Origin of the sequence: Burkholderia sp. Ac-20344 (genome assembly GCF_017104975.1) — a bacterium.
In the GTDB taxonomy this organism is placed as follows: domain Bacteria; phylum Pseudomonadota; class Gammaproteobacteria; order Burkholderiales; family Burkholderiaceae; genus Burkholderia.
In genome coordinates this window covers 72,921-89,023 of sequence record NZ_JAAGPP010000017.1, presented here as the reverse complement: position 1 = coordinate 89,023, position 16,103 = coordinate 72,921, and the positions used below count along the sequence as shown (strand labels likewise).

General features: G+C 57.9%; 18 protein-coding genes and 1 pseudogene. 17 read left to right on the top strand and 2 right to left on the bottom strand.

Translation table 11 applies throughout. From position 1 onward, the window contains the following. Nucleotides 1-294 (bottom strand): annotated as a pseudogene (locus G3N64_RS08720) (cytochrome c biogenesis protein DipZ); the annotation flags it as partial. 35 nt (nt 295-329) lie between these two features. Further along, a complete protein-coding gene (gene msrB / locus G3N64_RS08715; protein ID WP_205783465.1) occupies nt 330-875 on the bottom strand; it encodes a peptide-methionine (R)-S-oxide reductase MsrB in 546 nt (181 codons plus the stop codon). Nucleotides 876-1,409: 534 nt separating this feature from the next. Here msrB and G3N64_RS08710 point away from each other — a divergent pair. The 17 genes from G3N64_RS08710 to G3N64_RS08630 all read left to right on the top strand — a co-directional run bounded on the left by G3N64_RS08710 (nt 1,410) and on the right by G3N64_RS08630 (nt 15,832). Next, complete coding sequence (locus G3N64_RS08710) at nt 1,410-1,847, top strand: hypothetical protein (protein WP_205783464.1); 438 nt, start codon at nt 1,410-1,412, stop codon at nt 1,845-1,847. Nucleotides 1,848-1,902: 55 nt separating this feature from the next. After that, on the top strand, nt 1,903-2,136 hold the full coding sequence (locus G3N64_RS08705) for a hypothetical protein (protein WP_205783463.1): 234 nt from the start codon (nt 1,903-1,905) through the stop codon (nt 2,134-2,136). Further along, nucleotides 2,133-2,666, top strand: a complete 534-nt coding sequence (locus G3N64_RS08700; RefSeq protein WP_205783462.1) for a hypothetical protein — start codon at nt 2,133-2,135, stop codon at nt 2,664-2,666. The genes G3N64_RS08705 and G3N64_RS08700 overlap by 4 nt, the downstream gene beginning before the upstream one ends. A 252-nt stretch (nt 2,667-2,918) precedes the next feature. After that, nucleotides 2,919-3,170, top strand: a complete 252-nt coding sequence (locus G3N64_RS08695; RefSeq protein WP_205783461.1) for a hypothetical protein — start codon at nt 2,919-2,921, stop codon at nt 3,168-3,170. Continuing rightward, nucleotides 3,167-4,105: an abortive infection family protein gene (locus tag G3N64_RS08690; protein ID WP_205783460.1), complete on the top strand. Its 939-nt coding sequence runs from the start codon at nt 3,167-3,169 to the stop codon at nt 4,103-4,105. The genes G3N64_RS08695 and G3N64_RS08690 overlap by 4 nt, the downstream gene beginning before the upstream one ends. Next, entirely contained in the window at nt 4,102-4,437 is a 336-nt protein-coding gene (locus tag G3N64_RS08685; RefSeq protein ID WP_205783459.1) for a hypothetical protein, read from the top strand. Before G3N64_RS08690 ends, G3N64_RS08685 begins: the two co-directional genes overlap by 4 nt. A 100-nt stretch (nt 4,438-4,537) precedes the next feature. Then, a complete protein-coding gene (locus tag G3N64_RS08680) occupies nt 4,538-5,065 on the top strand; it encodes a hypothetical protein (RefSeq protein ID WP_205783458.1) in 528 nt (175 codons plus the stop codon). A gap of 559 nt (nt 5,066-5,624) precedes the next feature. Then, complete coding sequence (locus G3N64_RS08675) at nt 5,625-5,870, top strand: hypothetical protein (RefSeq protein WP_205783457.1); 246 nt, start codon at nt 5,625-5,627, stop codon at nt 5,868-5,870. Between the two features lie 18 nt (nt 5,871-5,888). Then, nucleotides 5,889-6,053 (top strand): hypothetical protein, encoded by a 165-nt coding sequence (locus G3N64_RS08670; RefSeq protein ID WP_205783456.1) that lies wholly within the window; start codon nt 5,889-5,891, stop codon nt 6,051-6,053. Between the two features lie 57 nt (nt 6,054-6,110). After that, complete coding sequence (locus G3N64_RS08665) at nt 6,111-8,582, top strand: radical SAM protein (RefSeq protein ID WP_205783455.1); 2,472 nt, start codon at nt 6,111-6,113, stop codon at nt 8,580-8,582. 12 nt (nt 8,583-8,594) lie between these two features. Continuing rightward, nucleotides 8,595-9,737: an HEXXH motif-containing putative peptide modification protein gene (locus G3N64_RS08660; RefSeq protein WP_205783454.1), complete on the top strand. Its 1,143-nt coding sequence runs from the start codon at nt 8,595-8,597 to the stop codon at nt 9,735-9,737. Nucleotides 9,738-9,748: 11 nt separating this feature from the next. Beyond that, nucleotides 9,749-11,110 carry an MATE family efflux transporter gene (locus G3N64_RS08655; RefSeq protein ID WP_205783453.1) on the top strand — a complete coding sequence of 454 codons (1,362 nt, stop codon included), beginning with the start codon at nt 9,749-9,751 and terminating at the stop codon, nt 11,108-11,110. A gap of 87 nt (nt 11,111-11,197) precedes the next feature. Beyond that, a complete protein-coding gene (locus tag G3N64_RS08650) occupies nt 11,198-11,416 on the top strand; it encodes a MoaD/ThiS family protein (protein WP_205783452.1) in 219 nt (72 codons plus the stop codon). A 1-nt stretch (nt 11,417) separates the two neighbouring features. Beyond that, nucleotides 11,418-12,587 (top strand): molybdopterin-synthase adenylyltransferase MoeB, encoded by a 1,170-nt coding sequence (gene moeB, locus G3N64_RS08645; protein WP_205783451.1) that lies wholly within the window; start codon nt 11,418-11,420, stop codon nt 12,585-12,587. 5 nt (nt 12,588-12,592) lie between these two features. Beyond that, nucleotides 12,593-13,795 carry a YcaO-like family protein gene (locus G3N64_RS08640; protein ID WP_205783450.1) on the top strand — a complete coding sequence of 401 codons (1,203 nt, stop codon included), beginning with the start codon at nt 12,593-12,595 and terminating at the stop codon, nt 13,793-13,795. Further along, nucleotides 13,773-14,486, top strand: a complete 714-nt coding sequence (locus tag G3N64_RS08635) for a TfuA-like protein (protein ID WP_205783449.1) — start codon at nt 13,773-13,775, stop codon at nt 14,484-14,486. Before G3N64_RS08640 ends, G3N64_RS08635 begins: the two co-directional genes overlap by 23 nt. A 944-nt stretch (nt 14,487-15,430) precedes the next feature. Next, nucleotides 15,431-15,832, top strand: a complete 402-nt coding sequence (locus tag G3N64_RS08630) for a DUF6283 family protein (protein ID WP_205783448.1) — start codon at nt 15,431-15,433, stop codon at nt 15,830-15,832. Nucleotides 15,833-16,103: the final 271 nt, after the last annotated feature.

Genomic DNA, 16,103 nt, shown 5'->3' with positions numbered 1-16,103 from the left:
CGGGCGCGTCAGGTGCTCCGCGAGGCGCGGCATCAGCAGCGTCAGGCCGAATACGGCGAGCAGCACGATCGCGACCCAGCGGCCGGCCTGGTTGGCCTGCGCGACCCAGCCGCCGCCGACGGCGGCGAGCGTCGCGACGACGGCGAACGTGAGCGCCATGCCGGCGAGCAGCGGCAGGCCGGTGCGCACGAACGGCTGGTCGGCGCGCGCGAACACGAACGGCAGCACGGGCAGGATGCACGGGCTCAGGATCGTGAGCACGCCGCCGAGGTAGGCAAGGACGATGAGCAGCATGGTGCGTTCTCCAGTCGGTCGGGAGTGGGGCCGGATCAGGCGGCGGCAGGGTGGAAGGCGAGCGCGAGGCCGTTCATGCAGTAGCGCAGGCCGGTCGGCGGCGGGCCGTCGTCGAACACGTGGCCGAGATGGCCGCCGCAGCGGCGGCAGTGCACTTCGGTGCGGATCATCCCGAACGACGTGTCGGTATGGGTGCCGACCGCGTGGTCGAGCGGCTTCCAGAAGCTCGGCCAGCCGGTATGGCTGTCGAACTTGGTGGCCGACGAGAACAGCGCGAGGTCGCAGCCGGCGCACGCGAACGTGCCGTGCCGGTGCTCGTCGTTCAGCGGGCTCGTGTACGGCCGCTCGGTGCCGGCTTCGCGCAGGATCGTGTACTGGGCGGGGGTGAGCCGGCGATGCCATTCGGCGTCGCTGAGGGTGATTTCAAAAGGGGCGGCCATCTGTGGGGCGGCCGCCTGCGGAGTGGCCGGCGGCGCGGCGAACGCGCGGCCGACCAGCGCGCGGCGGCCGATGGACGACAGGGTCGCGAGCACGGCGAGGCCGGTGGCGCCGGCGAACAGCAGATGTCTGCGGGTGGGCATGATGGGCTCCTGGCGGCAGGTCCTGAAAACATGCGCCCATCGTAGTCAGCGGCCGGTGTCGAAGTCCTCACGGAAAGTTAAATGATTCGTGAAGTCTGGGGGGGCCGCGGGGGGCGGTGGAATTCGTCGAAGCGCCAACTGGCAAGGGCCTTCGAACGGGGGAGCCGCCGATATTTACCGAGCACCGGTTCGCGCCGCGATTTTTAGTGTTTTTTAGTGTTCGCCGAGTGGCGTGGCGAATCCGGACTTTGGCTCGCCGATCGAATCGGACTGGGACACGAGCGTTGTTTGACTGCGGTCGCGAATCACACCGAACGTCTGATGCGCATTGATAGACGGATGGGCGGTGTCCGTACTGCTACTCCTGCTGCTGTTCGCGCAACTGCGCGGCTGCAGCGCCCTGTGAGCGCCGCGGCGTAGCGGCCGCGACCAGCGTCCCTGTGGTGCATCGTGCCGGGCTCAGTTACGGTTAGGCCGCAGGTTGTTCAACTTTGGACCGCCCCGCGAGGGGCGGTCATCCCTGAGAGGCCGCGTATGGGCTTTTTCGAGTTAACGGATGCCGCGGCGATGCTCCGCAAGGCGCGGCGCGAGCTCGACCGCCTGGCCCGCGAACCGTCGATCGACCACGTGTTCAACTTCTTCGTCACCGCGCATTCCGTGACCGACTACCTGAAAGGGGGCGTCGCGGAACCCGACCGATCCGCGTTGCTGGCGGAGCGGGATATTCAGCTGTGCCGGGACGTGTCCAACAAGGCCAAGCACATGACGCTCGATCGCGGGCGGCCGGACCCGACCACGCATCGTGTGAGCGGCGCGTTGGGCAGCGCCGCATTGAACACCGTGGCGCTCAACGCTAGCGGCGACCGGTGGGTCAATTGGCCGGACGGTACCCGCCTCGAAATGTTGAGCTTCGGAAATCGCGTCCTGCAGCGGCTCGAACACTTCCTGACCGACCATGGCATCGCCTACTGATGCTGCATCAACAAATCGAGACAACACTCCGAGGACAGCGCCTGAGATGACCGCTATGCTCTATCAACTGACCGCGACGGCCGCGCAGATGTGCCTGCCGGTGCCCACGGCCGCTGCGGCGCCGGACGGCTGGCTGGATCTACTGGACCACTGGCAGACCCTGATCGGCGCGACCGCCGGCGGTCTGCTCGGGGTGGCCGGCGCATGGATCGTGGCCGGCTCGGCCCGCAGGCGCGAGCGCCGCGTTGCGGCCGGCATGGTGTTGCCCGACCTGCAGCGGCTGGCATGAGCCTGGCGCAAGCCGCTGAAGCGTCGCCGAACGTGGCGAATGTCGACCCGCCGCTGCGCACCAATGGCCGAGTCATGTTTGTGATCAGGAAGCTCGCCGAGCGGTGGCCGAGCCTGTTTGCGCTCCACACGCCGGCGATCGGGCAGCTGTCGGACATTGACGCCCGCTTGTACAGCCACCTGTTCCAGTGCCAGATGGTGCACCGCGCCTTCGAGGAAAGCATGGAAGCCCGTCGCGCCGCGTACGAGGCGGCCCCGCCAGCAGGGTTCGAGGGCCGGGCACGGTTCGTTTCCATCCCGACATCCGACACGCAACGTTACGCGGATTGGCAGCGGTGCGTCGAGCACGCGACGCTGGCGAACTACTTCCTCGATCGCTTCGTGTTTTCGCGCTGGCCGCGCTGGTGTCACCGGGTCCGGATGGCGCTTCGGCCGAACGAGCTCGATCGTCGCTCGGCCGCGCTACTGGCAAGCGGCACGCTGCCCGCGCCGGGTCCGCAAACGAACGCGGCGCCGGCGGTCGCCCCTTGAGCTCCAGGAAAAACTCGTGCGTTGGTTGAACACCTTCCGTGAGCACTTTCTCGCCCCTAGCGGGAAAGATGTTCATAGGAGAAGCTCTCATGTTCGACCCGCACGATCCGCGGTGGTGGTGGGTGATCTGGACGCTGAGAATTGCGAGCGGCGTCCGACTCGCCTGGGTGGTGGCACGCTGGTGCAAGGACCACCTGCTGTAATCAGACCTGCCCGCCCCGACCGGGGCGGGCCTACAACGAAGGAATCGGAATGTCGGGATTGACCTACGAACAACTGACGAAGCGCGCTGAGCACGAGATCCGCGACGCGATGCAACGTGCCACTGCGTGCGAGATCGGTACCTACAGCCTCGGGCTCGCAGTAGGCGAGGCCGGTGGCGCACTGGCGCTGTGGGACGCGCTCGTCAACAGCCTGGATGCCGGCATGACGTTCGAAGCACGGGCGGACCGGGCGCGCTTCGAAGCGCTCGCGTATGCGAAGCCTTCGGCGAGCGCTCGATGACGATGAAGAATTCGATCAAGGCGCTGGCCGCGCAACACAAGCAGATTCAAGCGAAGAAGGCCGCGCTTTATGAGAAGGCGGTGAAGCTGGAGGCTGATCTGAATGCCGCGTTTGGGCACGGGCAGATATATGCGATCGGCGAAAACACGCCGCTCGAGCTCGAGGCACCGGGTGAGGGAACCTATGGTCACCTCTACTACGACGGCGAAGAACTCCGGGTGCACTTTCGGCATACCGATGAGGATCTGCATGACGATTCGCTCGGAATCACCGAAGACGAGCACGGCTATCGTTCGCGAGCGCTCTCAGATATTGATCCCAAGTGGCTGGATCGACTGTTCGCCCCCGAGCAGCTGGAATCGCTGTTTGCCAACCTCGGCGCGGAACTGAATAGGCGCGAGGGGCAGGTCGACCGCTCGCTTGCAGTGGCCGACTCCATTCTGACCACCGAGTCGGCGGAGCTCGCTGCACAGATGTCCGCGACCCTCGCCAGCATTGGCAACGAGGTTTTGACCAAGAACTGGGGCGACGTAGTCGACGGGACGCACCTTGAAACCGCTGACGGGCTGACGCGCAGCAGTCGCATGCTCGAATCCGTATGTGCGTGGATCTTGAGCCAACGCGGTATCGAGCTCCCTGACAAAAAGACGATGCCGACGCTGATCAAGGCTTGCCTCGACGCGCTGGCTTGGCCCGAGCCGGGAGAAGCAGCATTGGATGTCCGGCAGTTGACCGGCGGCGTCCAGTCGATCGCAAATGCGGTCGGTACGTTGCGCACGCACTTCGGCACAGCACACGGTTCATCGAGTCATCTTCCACCGCTGGATCCCGCCTTCGCAATCCTGGCGAAGAACGCGTGCGCCACGGTCGCGATTTTCCTGATTGATCGGCACAAACATGGCGGTCAGGCGCCGGCGGGCGAAGTTGTCGCATGAACTCAGTGATGGATCGGCGCGCTGCGTGTGACGTTGTCGTCGCGGCGCTGTCTGACGCGATCACGCTAGCATTCGCGGACGCGCTTCCCATCGACGGGTATGCCGATCGTCTGCCCGGCTGGTCGCCGCGCCGGAATCACTGCCACGAGCAGGTGATGCTTTGGCTGCTGCTCCATCCAGCCGATCGGGCGGTGCGAGGGTGGATGCTGGAATGCCAACGAAGTCACAAGGTGCGCTTCGCCGCTCACTCGCTCGTCCGCACGGCGGGCGGCGGGCGGCGGGCTGATCGACGTGGCATTCTCCACGCCAGCGGTCGAGCGTCCGTTCATTGAACACCCGCAGGCGGCCGGTGTTGCCGGAAGCCGTTAAAAAGGCTGGGAAGCAGCCGCGTGAAAGCTTATCGTCTCCCTAATTTCGAGACGAGGAGCTGCCATGCGATGCACGATCGTTCTTGAGTTCGATAACGGCGATGGGAGTGTGGTAAAGCGGGCGGAGGTCATGCGATTTCACAGGGCTGCCGGGGAGCAGGCGCCCGGGGACGTGGGACTAACACTTGCCGAAGGCAAGTCATTGCTCAATTGTGTGCAGCAACAGTTCGTTGTCGAGCAGATCGAACGGTATTGCGCGTCGCGTAGATCCTGTGCTGATTGCGGCGGACTCTCGAATGTAGTCACCTATCTGCAAAACAACGTTGACTCGCTGATTGACTATCGCACATGGCAACGTGCGGGATGCCGAATCTCCACAGGTTTCGTCGAGTCTTCGATTAATCGAATCGTTGGCCGTCGAATGGGCAAGAGCCAGCATATGTGCTGGAGTCGCCCGGGAGCACACAGTGTTGTGCAATTGCGCGTCGCGTTGTTGAACCGAGAATTTCACGAACTCGCACAGCGACTATTTCCATGGATTGGGCAGCGACGCATTACGTGGCCCTGGGAGCAAACATCCCGGGGTTTTTAACGGCTTCCATGATTAGCGTTGCAGCGGACGCCATTAGCTCAAACTTCAACAGCTGGACATCGAGCCAGTTCCCGCTGCAGGGATGTACACGGCGAAGGCCACAATCTCGCGGCAAAGCGGTGACTCGGGCGACGGGTACTTCAGCTACGTGTTCAAGAATCTTGGCGTGTCCGACACACCGGACGGGGCCGTGAAGTGGGCGACCGACTGGCTGCGCGGGTGGATAGACGACAACGAATAGGCCGGGTACATCGTGAACAAGTTCGGGAATGGTCTATGCGTGGAAACTGTTGGTTTGCCAACGGCGCATCGCGGTCGCGACCATTGAGCCAGCATTGGTCGCCCTGCCGTCATAGCGGCGCAAAGAATCTAATTTTTTCTCTCTTGACTTAACTTTGTTTACCGAACAAAGTGGCATCGTATATCGCAATTATCTGACAAATGGTTGCAAGTTTTCTTTCAAAATAATTTAAAGGTCGGCGTGCTTTCTCGAGCCCGCCGGGGATGGTCCTGTTCGCGCGGTTAACAACGGAAGCATGTTAGTCATATGCGATACCAAGTGAATCACAAAATCAAGATCAAGCCCATTGACGAGGGGATGAGCTGCATCGTCTTTAATCCAGAATCGCGAACGATGCATAAATTGACAACGTCCGCCTGGTTTATTCTAGAGATGTGTCATTTCGCTTCGCAGGACGAAATCGAACAAAATCTGGCTGATTCGAATATAAGGCTTCAGGCGCATCAAGTGCGCGAGTGCTTAAGCGCACTGGAGAAAATTGGCGCGATAGTCGTCGCACCATAACCTTCAACGGAGAGTTCTATGCAAAACCAAGACGTGTTGGCAAAACTCAAAGAAGCACTGCAACAGGCTGACGCAGGTGTTACGCCGTCTATTACGCTGATAGGACCGGAAATCATCCTGCAAACGCAATATGCAAACGTAAACGTCGAGCGACCCAGCCTGTCGGGTAAATCCTCGAGCTAAGCGGTAAGCAGAAAGGGGGGCCCTGCCCCCCCAGTGTCAGCAAAGGGAAAATCGCCTATGCAACCCAGCTCGACTCACTCGATTACATTCACGCCCCGGCGCCCACTTGGTCAGCTTCCGGCAACATTGCTGATTAATCCGCCTCTATGGAGTGCACACGCCCCATACCTAGCCATTCCATTGCTTGCCGGCGTCATGAGAGAGAAAGGAAAGCCGGTTTCGTGCCTCGATTTGAATATCGAGTTTTTTGATCTTGTCGTTTCCTCTCGAGGGCTTGCGGAAATAGGTGAGTTTCTGGATGTCAGAGTCGGGCAAACTGAGGCAGAACGCCAAGCTATCGAACAGGCAAAGGTTGTCCGCGAGTCCGCTGTCGCGAGGATCGATTCCGCTCGTCGCATTTTGCGCAGCTTCGATTCGCTCAATAACCATAACGAGTTCAACAGCGCCAGGATTACGATGAGGGACGTGCTTCGGGTCATTTCCGCAGCGTTCAACGGCCTCCGCTTCGACTTGACCACGGAGGACTTCAAGTATCTGGCACCGTCGTCGAGCGCCATCCACGAGGCGGCAAGCAATCCCAACTCGTTGTACCGCTGGGCATTTGAAAAAATCATTCCCGCGGCGATCGAAGGCACCGAGATTGGTTTGGTCGGGATCTCGATCACGGCCGAAACGCAGCTCACGCCAGCAGTGACAGCCGCCAAATTAATCAAGACGCTCAGGCCGGACATAAAAATTGTGGTTGGAGGGAATTACACGACCAGGATGGTTAGCGCCTGGTCGGGCAACCTCCATCCATTTCATGACATCTTTGACTACTGCATTCTATACGAGGGTGAGGAAGCGCTGCCTGCGCTTTATGAACGTCTTTTCGAGGGCCGAATCGGACCAATACCCGGCTTGTCCGAGATCGTTGGAGGGGGGGCAATCCACACAGAGGCAGTTAAAGTCTCGTTGAAACACACCGCAAAACCCGCCTATGACCTTATTCCGCTAGAAAAGTATTTTTCTCCTGGTCCGGTTCTTCCGGTATTTTCATCGCGTGGTTGTGCATGGAAATGCGCGTTTTGCTCGATTCCCTACGCGAGTGGTAGTTTTCGTCGACGGACTGCCGCGGAGGTCGCAACAGAAATAGTCGAACTGAGTCGGTTGCATGGTACTCGTCATTTTATGTTCGTAGACGAGATCATGACGATCCGTTCGCTGGTCGAAGTCAGCCGTGAACTCATTTTACTGGGTAGCCCCGTCAACTGGTATGCAGAAACACGTTTCAGCAATCAGTGGACCAGGGAAATTGCCGATGAATTGTATCTTAGCGGTTGCCGTCGACTTAACTTCGGGCTGGAGTCTTACAATCAACGTATTCTGGATCTAATGGAGAAAGAGACGAAAGTCGACTATATCGAGGAAAACATCGAAAACTGCCTGCAGGCGGGGATTGCGGTACATCTGTTCACAATTCTTGGATTTCCGGGCGAGACGTTCGAAGAGGCCGCACGGACCGTCGAGTTTTGCGAGCGCATGGTCGACCGATCACGGATGGTTTACAACAATCCCTATTCTTCGTGGGGTGCCAGTCAGTTCACTGTCGACGTCCATTCCCCAGTCGGGAAGGACCCTGAGCGTTTCGCGATCAAACTGCTCGAACCTCCGGAAGACCACGATCTTGCACTGAGTCGCGATATCGACTATGCCCATTCTGGCGGCAACCTGTTTGAGCGCATCGGCAGCGATATGAATCCCCGTGCGCGAAACGCGGACTTTATATCGACCGTTTCGAGATTTCATCAGTCGTCAACGGTCGCGAGCGAGGAGGAAGCATTCCTGCGAACCAGCCTCAATACAGGGTTGCCCGAAGACTCTCGCCGGAGCCTCCGGGTCTGGAATCATGATAACTGCGGGCAGTTCGCTTTCAGTTCAGCAGTTACCTTTCTCCAAACTCGGATGTCCGTACTGAATCCGTCGACGCATCTTCATTCAGTCATTTACGACCCGCGGACCGGCTACCTCATCGAACTACCCTTGTCCATCAGCCCTCCTCTGGGTGCGTTGAAGTCCCCGCAGGACTACTGCACCGCCGTCGCCTTTCTGACTCCATACACAGGCGAGCGCACCGAAGAAATCGTGGCAACGCTTTGCCGTTTCGGCATGTGTGACACAGGGGAAGAATATGTCGCAGTAAGCTTCGACCCACCCAATTTTGACGCGATCGTAGCCGAAACGAGTGTGCACAGCCAATCTTTCCACGCAGGAACAACGCTGCTGGTAAGCAGCATCACCGGCGTTGCCTCCGAACTCGATGAGATCGGATCGTTGCTATGGACTGCTATTTCTCGTCCGTTGGGGCTCACGGCATCTGACATCGCCGATCTTGCCGTCATTGCCCCAAATCTGTCTCGGTTGTTCGACGACATTCGGGCATTGATCGAATTCGGCTTTGCCTACGCGATCGACAGGAAAACGGCAGAGACTGCAACGGATGAGCAGACATTGTGCGCCTTTGAAGCAACGGGCGACCGCGTCGTATGAAAGGATATGAACGTGAATACTTTGAATGCGGCAGAAATCGATCAGCTGCTGTTCAGCGGCCCATTCGGCAACACGCAACATGTGTTCGCTTCTTGTGTGGAACGGGTCCGGGCCTATTTGGAATTTGCATCTGACGACAGTCTTGTGAGCAGTATTCACGAGTTGATCGAGAGCTCTGGGCCCGAGGCACTGTCGGAGCTCGCCCTGCATCCGATCACGCGATATGTCGCAAGACGCGCGATGTGGCGGCTTATGCATGGCGGCAATGAGGACCTTGCTGCTCCAATTCAAGCGACGATTCAAACGTGGTCAAGTGCGATCGTTCGGACAGGTCAAAATGGTGCCACCCTCGGGTCCAACCAAATGTGGTTGAACCCGAGGGTGGCACCAGAATGCGCCACGTTGATGACAGCGCTCTACGAGTCCGAAATTGCCCCTCGAAGCTCGCCGGCTGACGTTGAGCTAGTGGCCGCTACTGCTTCGGCGCGAGCGGGAGCCGAAGAAGGACATAAGATCTTGCTGAATCTATTGCCTCGAACGGCAATGTCGTGTCTACAGCACGTCAAACTGATTTGCACCTATGCCGTCGATGGAAAATTTACGGCATCCGACGCACAGTCGTTGGCGTATTTCGACAGTGTGTCCACGCCTACGATCCCTGGCGCGATCTTTCTTTTCGCGGGTGGGCTTGAGGAGCCATGGCTTGCCGCGGAATCACTGTTGCATGAGGCCGTCCATACAAAGCTGTTCGATCTCTACATGAGCCCGGGGTTGCTTTCGCCCGAATACGATGCGCGTGAGTCAGCGATGGTGCTGAGCCCGTGGAACAAGGATCTTGAATGGCGTAGAAATAAATGGCCATTCGATCAGGCATTGGGTGCCTACCATGTCTACATTTATTTGTTCGGCCTCTTTCTGGCTGCAGTGCGAAGCCCACAGGACGAAGACAGCAGAATCCAGTGTCATGTAATGAAGAAGTTGCGGCACGCGATGTCACGCGCCAAAACCCTCGAGTCGCAACTCACCCCACTTGCGCCAGCATACCTAAGCGAGGAGGGCTCGGCCTTTTTCGTCTGGCTCAATTCATGCCTCGCCGAACTCTCTACGATCGCGTCGGACCTTCCGCTCCACGATGTCGAAAAGGAATTTCAATGATTCGGATCCCAATGAACCTGGAGACACTTCGATCGGAATTGCAAGTTGTTGTACGGCTAGCGGCGACAATGGCAGCGACTCGACTGCTCACATATCTCTCCGGTGTGATTTCGATGGCGATAGTCGGGCATTTCTCGACGGTCGCGATGGCAAGTCTTACCCTGGCGATAGCCGTACAGCAAGTGATGATCGTTGCCTGTTTCAGCGGCCTCGTAGGGACCGAGACTGAAGTGGCAAAGCGCTACGGAGCGGGGGAACATCGCGAGGCCACCGCCTTTGCGGTTTCATCGATCCTGGTTGGACTTTCACTCGGTATCCTAATGGCAGGCATGTCGCTAGGCTTTTATTCAATGCTTGCATCGCACCCGTCCGGAAGCGGTATTGATGCCTCTTCACCATTGCTGACGATCGGATGCGGGATTCCCGCGCTTTGTGTATATCTATCGATTTCGTTCTATTTCGAGGCAATCCAGCGACCACGAATCGTGCTATTTCTCGCCGCTCTTGGCACTTTCGTCAATGCTATAGCGACGTACGGGTTGGTTCGCATCGCTACGTCGATCAGCGTGTCCCCTGAATTTTCAGCGGCACTAGCACTAACGCTTTCCCGCTTTCTTCAGGCGTCGGTCGCGTTAGCACTTGTGATTTGGTTAAACCGAACTGAGGTGCGGAGTGCGGTCTTGCGTAGCCGCGATCGCTTCCTCAAAGACTTTGCAGCTCTGGTCAAAATTGGTGTGCCAGCGGGAACGGCGGACGCACTAACGACGATCGCTGTATCGTCCATGACGTTGCTGGTCGGACGGCTCGGTGTGGTGGCTCTAAACGCATATCAGATCGCTTCCCAGTGGCTGGGACTGTTGATGCTGATTGGTGCGGGTTGTGCGACCGCCGCAACCATCCGCGCCACTCAAGCAGTGGGAAACCAGGATCACATCCGCGCCGTTAGCGCGACAATTGCAGGAATCGTCGTGCTTATCGCACTGGACGTGATCGTCGCGATCGCGTACCTGACCGCCCCGGGATTGTGGTCCCAGATGTACGGGGTCTCCCAGCATGCCGCACGTTACGCAATCTGGAATCAAGCGTGGGCGACGTTGATTTTCGTGATCGAATGCCCCCTTGTTCTGTTGATCGGAGTCGGGCGAGCGCATGGAATTACAGTGAAATTGCCAGCGATCAAGGCGGCTTGTTTCATCGTTATTGCGTTGCCTATCTGCTTTTGGATTGTCACCCGCCTTACAAACCCGTTGCCGTTCCTGCTTGCAGGCATTGCGCCAGCTGTCGCGGTCGCATTGTCGGTCATCGCGTGGAAGATGCGCGGCGCGCTCGGAATTGGAAATGTCGAAGCTCGGGCGGGAGTCTCTCGTTTATAAATTGCAGGTCTTTGATTCTCAAATGAGGCCGATATGCCAACACTGCTACTTTCGTCACAACTTGCCATACTCGCAAACGATCGTCCCATGCTCAACCGGGCAGAACACAGTCTCGACGAGATTTGCCGCGCACTGGTGATTGAGTATCCCACTCTAGCGGCACAGATTCTTGATGTTCACGGAAAAGTATCCCCGTTTGTCGGCGTTTTCGTCGATGATGTGCAAATCGATCCCGTCTCGGACGGTCAGGTGTTCTTGCCAGCCAATGCAGTCGTCACGATGATTTCCGCCGTTGCGGGAGGGTGATATGGATCTCGTGCTGACTCCTGAGGAGCAAGGCTACTATGCTAGACAGATTGCGATTCCGCAATTTGGCATGGCGGGACAATTGGCATTGAAGAGTGCCAGTGTACTGGTGGTGGGCGCGGGTGGGTTAGGTTGCCCGATCCTGCTTTATCTAGCCGCCGCTGGCGTCGGCCGCATCGGCATCGCAGACTATGACCGAGTATCGCTATCGAACCTGCACCGGCAGATCATCTACGGCATCGGGGATTGCGGGCAGTCGAAAGTCGCCACGGCGGCGGCAGCGTTACGCCTACGCAATCCGCTTGTTGAGGTGATCGAGCACGACGCCGCGGTCAATAGCGAAGAAGTAACACAGCTTGTGTCGACCTATGACGTTGTTGTCGACGCCACCGACAACTTCTCAACGAAGTTCCTGCTTAACGACGCGTGCTGGTTCGCGGGAAAGCCAATGGTCTATGGCTCCATCCATCGTTTTGAAGGGCAGCTCGCCGTCTTCAACTTGAAAAGCGTACACGGCGATGGCTGCAGTCCAAATTATCGAGATCTGTATCCGGCTCCGCCTCCCGCGGCTCTTGCGCCGGACTGCTCGACCGCAGGCGTCCTGGGCGTATTGCCTGGTCTAGTTGGCTGCCTCCAGGCCAATGAGGTAATCAAGATTGTCACCGGCGTCGGAGAGGTACTTGCTGGGCGCCTATTGATCGTCGATGCACTGAGTGGGTCAACGAGACTCATGAGGTTGCGGCACCAGCCGGGCAATCCACTAAGCGGGGTGAACCGCCAGATTCATCAGGTGAAGTCGATCACGGAGGAAGTCTCGCTGGACGGCCCAGTTCGCTCGATCTCTGCAAATGAGTTGATCGAGTGGCAGGCGCAAAGTCGGTCAATGGTGCTCGTTGATGTTCGGAACGCTGATGAACGGGCAGTCTTCTCGCTCGGAGGGGTACATTGGCCATTGAGTGCCACTGACAGCGAGTTACCAGATATCGGGGACGCCGAACTGATTGTGACCTATTGTCAGTCGGGTATAAGGAGCAGGCACGCGGCTGCTAAGTTGATCCGAAAGGGATATGCAGTGGAGCGGGTGCTGAGTTTAGACGGCGGAGTGAGTAGCTTTCTCGGTGCAGGGTATAGAAAAGAAATGCTCCCCGATCCGACTGGGGGGACAAAGTGATTCGATTGAACTCCAGTCTGCGGGTGCGGGCGCTCGACCAATCGTTGGCACTTGTGCGATCAGTCGCGAAAGACTACGGCATCACTCGAGTAACCGGCACGACAGCATTGGATCGAATAGGAATCCCTGTATTCGCGAGTATTCGGCCCGGTGCGGCGCGCGGCTCGCTGTGCGTTAGTGCCGGCAAGGGCCTCGTTCCTGAAGAAGCCGAAATGGGGGCCTATATGGAAGCGATGGAGCTTGCACTTTGCGAGTTCGGGCGGTCTTCGCTTCGTTACCAAGCGGTGACAGTCAACCAGATGCTGAAAACATTTAATGCACCGTTGACGATGGCGGATTTTGCACCGCTGATCGGACAGCATTTCGATGAGGGTGAAACACTTGCCTGTACGATCTGCGAGGACACCGGGACAGGAAGCAGCGTTTTGGTGCCCTCTGAGCTAGTTTTCTCGCCGTTCGATGAAAATCCGTTTGCAACGAAGTTCGGCAGCAGCTCGGTTGGACTAGCCTCAGGCAACAGCCTCCTGGAAGCATCGGTTCACGGGCTGGCAGAGTTGATCGAACACGACATTGCGTCATTCAGCTTTGTCAATGATGAGTCACGGCTTGTCATACTCGACTCGGCTCCCGAGTCGATTGCCGCTCTGGTTCGTCGTTGCAATGACGCAGGGTTTTCACTCTACCTGCGCTACACACCAAATGTATTTGGCATGCCGTACTTTCGCGCAACGTTGTTCGACAACACTGACGAAGCACCGCTCGCGGTATGTGCCGGCTACGGACTTCATCCGGTACGGTCGATCGCAGCAGTGCGTGCGATCACCGAGGCCGCGCAGTCACGTCTCACCGCCATACATGGGGGACGCGACGACCTGACCAAACGGCTCGACCACTGGACCACGGACATGCGGCACGAAGAAGTGTCAGCTGTTGCGGCGCTGCGAGCGAAAGAGTCCGACGCGTCGGATTGTATAAGCTTCGCGCAAATTGAAGATAATGAAGAGCACATCACCTCACTCGAAGCAGCGTGGGACTTCATGATTGGCGCGTTACGGAGTCTGCGCCTAACGACAGTTCTGAGGGTTGGGTTTACCGAAGCGTCGGACAATTTTCAGGTGGTTAAGATGATTGTGCCTGGGCTAGAGGCTTTTGCACCGGAACACATGCGCATAGGAACGCGTTTTCATGATTACATCCTCTCGTTATAACCGCCTGTACATATTTGCTGGTCCGACAGCGTCGGGAAGCGGTGTTGACATGACCTCGACGGAGTCGGTTCAATTCAGACCACCGGTGCGCCGTGGCGACATCGAAAAGCTAATCGCGTCGAATCCAGAACCGGCTAATATCGCGATAGTCGATGGAACCTATTTCACGTACCCCGCAGTTGGACACATCGAGATACGGGACGCCTTGGAGCGCGGGTGGACGGTATGGGGAATATCGTCGATGGGTGCGATCCGTGCTTTCGAAATGCGCGAACACGGCATGAAAGGGTTTGGTCGGGTGTACAACGCGTTCTTTCAAGAAGACGATCTGCAGGATGACGAAGTCGCACTTCTTCATGGTGATGAGCCACCGTATTTCGCGCTTACCGAACCGTTGATCCACCTTCGCACGTTTCTATCGGATATGGCGGATACGGGACGCATAACTACCGCGGCCGCTAACTCAGTCTGCTCGCAGTTGAAGAGCCTATGGTTCGGAAGGCGGACACTTGCACTATTTTCCGCTCTATTGGGGGCTGAACCTGGTGGAGTGCGTTTATCCGTTGATGAGCTGAGAACCGCACTGAAGCCCCACCGAATCAAAACCCTCGATTTCGAGGATTTCATGCGGGAGCGCCCGTGGATTAGTCTTGATATCCCCGTCGCCTCGGCTGCCTCGGCGCTTGGCTAACTTCATTTCGACCACGCGTGTTGCGCATGGTGTTGCATTCCTTCAATATCGCTAATAATGTTCATATATTGCGCTAATGTAATATCAACCATCGACCTCACCCAATAAGGCACGGAAGCGGTTTTGAATACTTTTCGAGGCGTTGTGTTGGCGCTCTTTATTGATGCTAGCGGTGCTCAGTAACCATGCTAACGGCAATCAAACGGAAACCACCTAGTTTAAAGGAGTTTGGGGGAAAATCCGCATTTCTCAGGGCGTTGCTATTGCGCAACAGCTGACGCTTGCTCTGCTCACTAACTTTGCTGGCGCGGCTTTCGTGTCCTTTAATTCCGCCAGCGTGTCCCGTACCTTTGCTGGAGCTAACATGGCTTCCCTCGAAGAGATCGAAACTCGAGCAGCGAAGGTCGCATCGGTGCTCAGGCCGCTCGGGAGAGGCACCCCTTCGCGAAAGCAGGCAGAGCGCGCTGCGCAACTACTCGGTGTTCATTGGGCAACCGTATAGCGGTTACGACGGCGCTTCCTTGCGAATCCAGTGGCCAGCGCCTTGCAGCCGTTGCCGCGAGGTCGATCTCGCCGCGGAAGACTGTACGCGGCTGCCTGCATCATGGGATTGACGTACCGGTTGACACGATCCGGTTTTGAGCGAGGAAATGCTATGTATCTCGGAGCAATCTCGATCCGTTGCCTATATTGTGGCCGCCCTGCATTGTGCAATGCGAGCAAAGGCATGTGGTGTGGGTACTGCAAGAACGGCACAGTGCGATAGGAGGGCGAGCGATGACTTCCGTGTGCGCGAAACTAGTTCGTGACATGTGGAATGACTGTTGCCGTCCGAGGCGCGAGGCAGACGCACAGGCTCGGGAATTGGTTCTGGTGAGGTGCCCACGCGTGGCGTTGGCGTATGTCGTCGACGTTGCGATTGTTTATGACGAAGCCACCGGATTATGAAAACGCCTGGCAAACCATGTGCATCGTGCCCCTGGCGTCGAGTCGCGGGTGCGGCAGATATTCCAAACTTCGATCTCGACCTAGCCGAAAAGCTGGTTGATACACGCCCTGATCACCGGGGCATGGGACCGGATTTTGGCGCCAGTATGTTTGCGTGTCATCAATCACGGCAAGGGGAGGAGTTCGCATGTGCTGGCTGGTTGGCTAAAGTCGGACACTGCCATCCCGCAGTGCGCCTTGCGGTGACTTCTGGTCGGCTTGATCCAGCGGCACTTGAGCCTGGCGTGGACTGGCCGGCACTACATGAGAGTTATCAGGAAGTGCTGGACAAGTTGCGTGAAACGTCGAATTCCGAAGGTGGGCTCAACGGAGACGAGCAGATTGTCAAAATCGGCTGATCCAACGTCGGCCGTTGTTCACCGATGCCACCTCGCGTCACTGTTCGCCAGACTGTCGCGCGCCGTTCTCGGATAGTCGGGTCGGTCACGCGTTGCGGCAACTGATGGCATCGAAGCGACGAGTAGTTCGGATGCTGCCGACTTCCAGCGATCGCCGGATATGAGGCTTCGTCGCGTCCGCTTTTTAGTGTTTTTTTAGTGTTCGGACTGGGGTAAGGGAAATTTGGTTTTAGGGGCTGGAGCGCAAAGCCTTGCTGGCATTGCCTCGGGA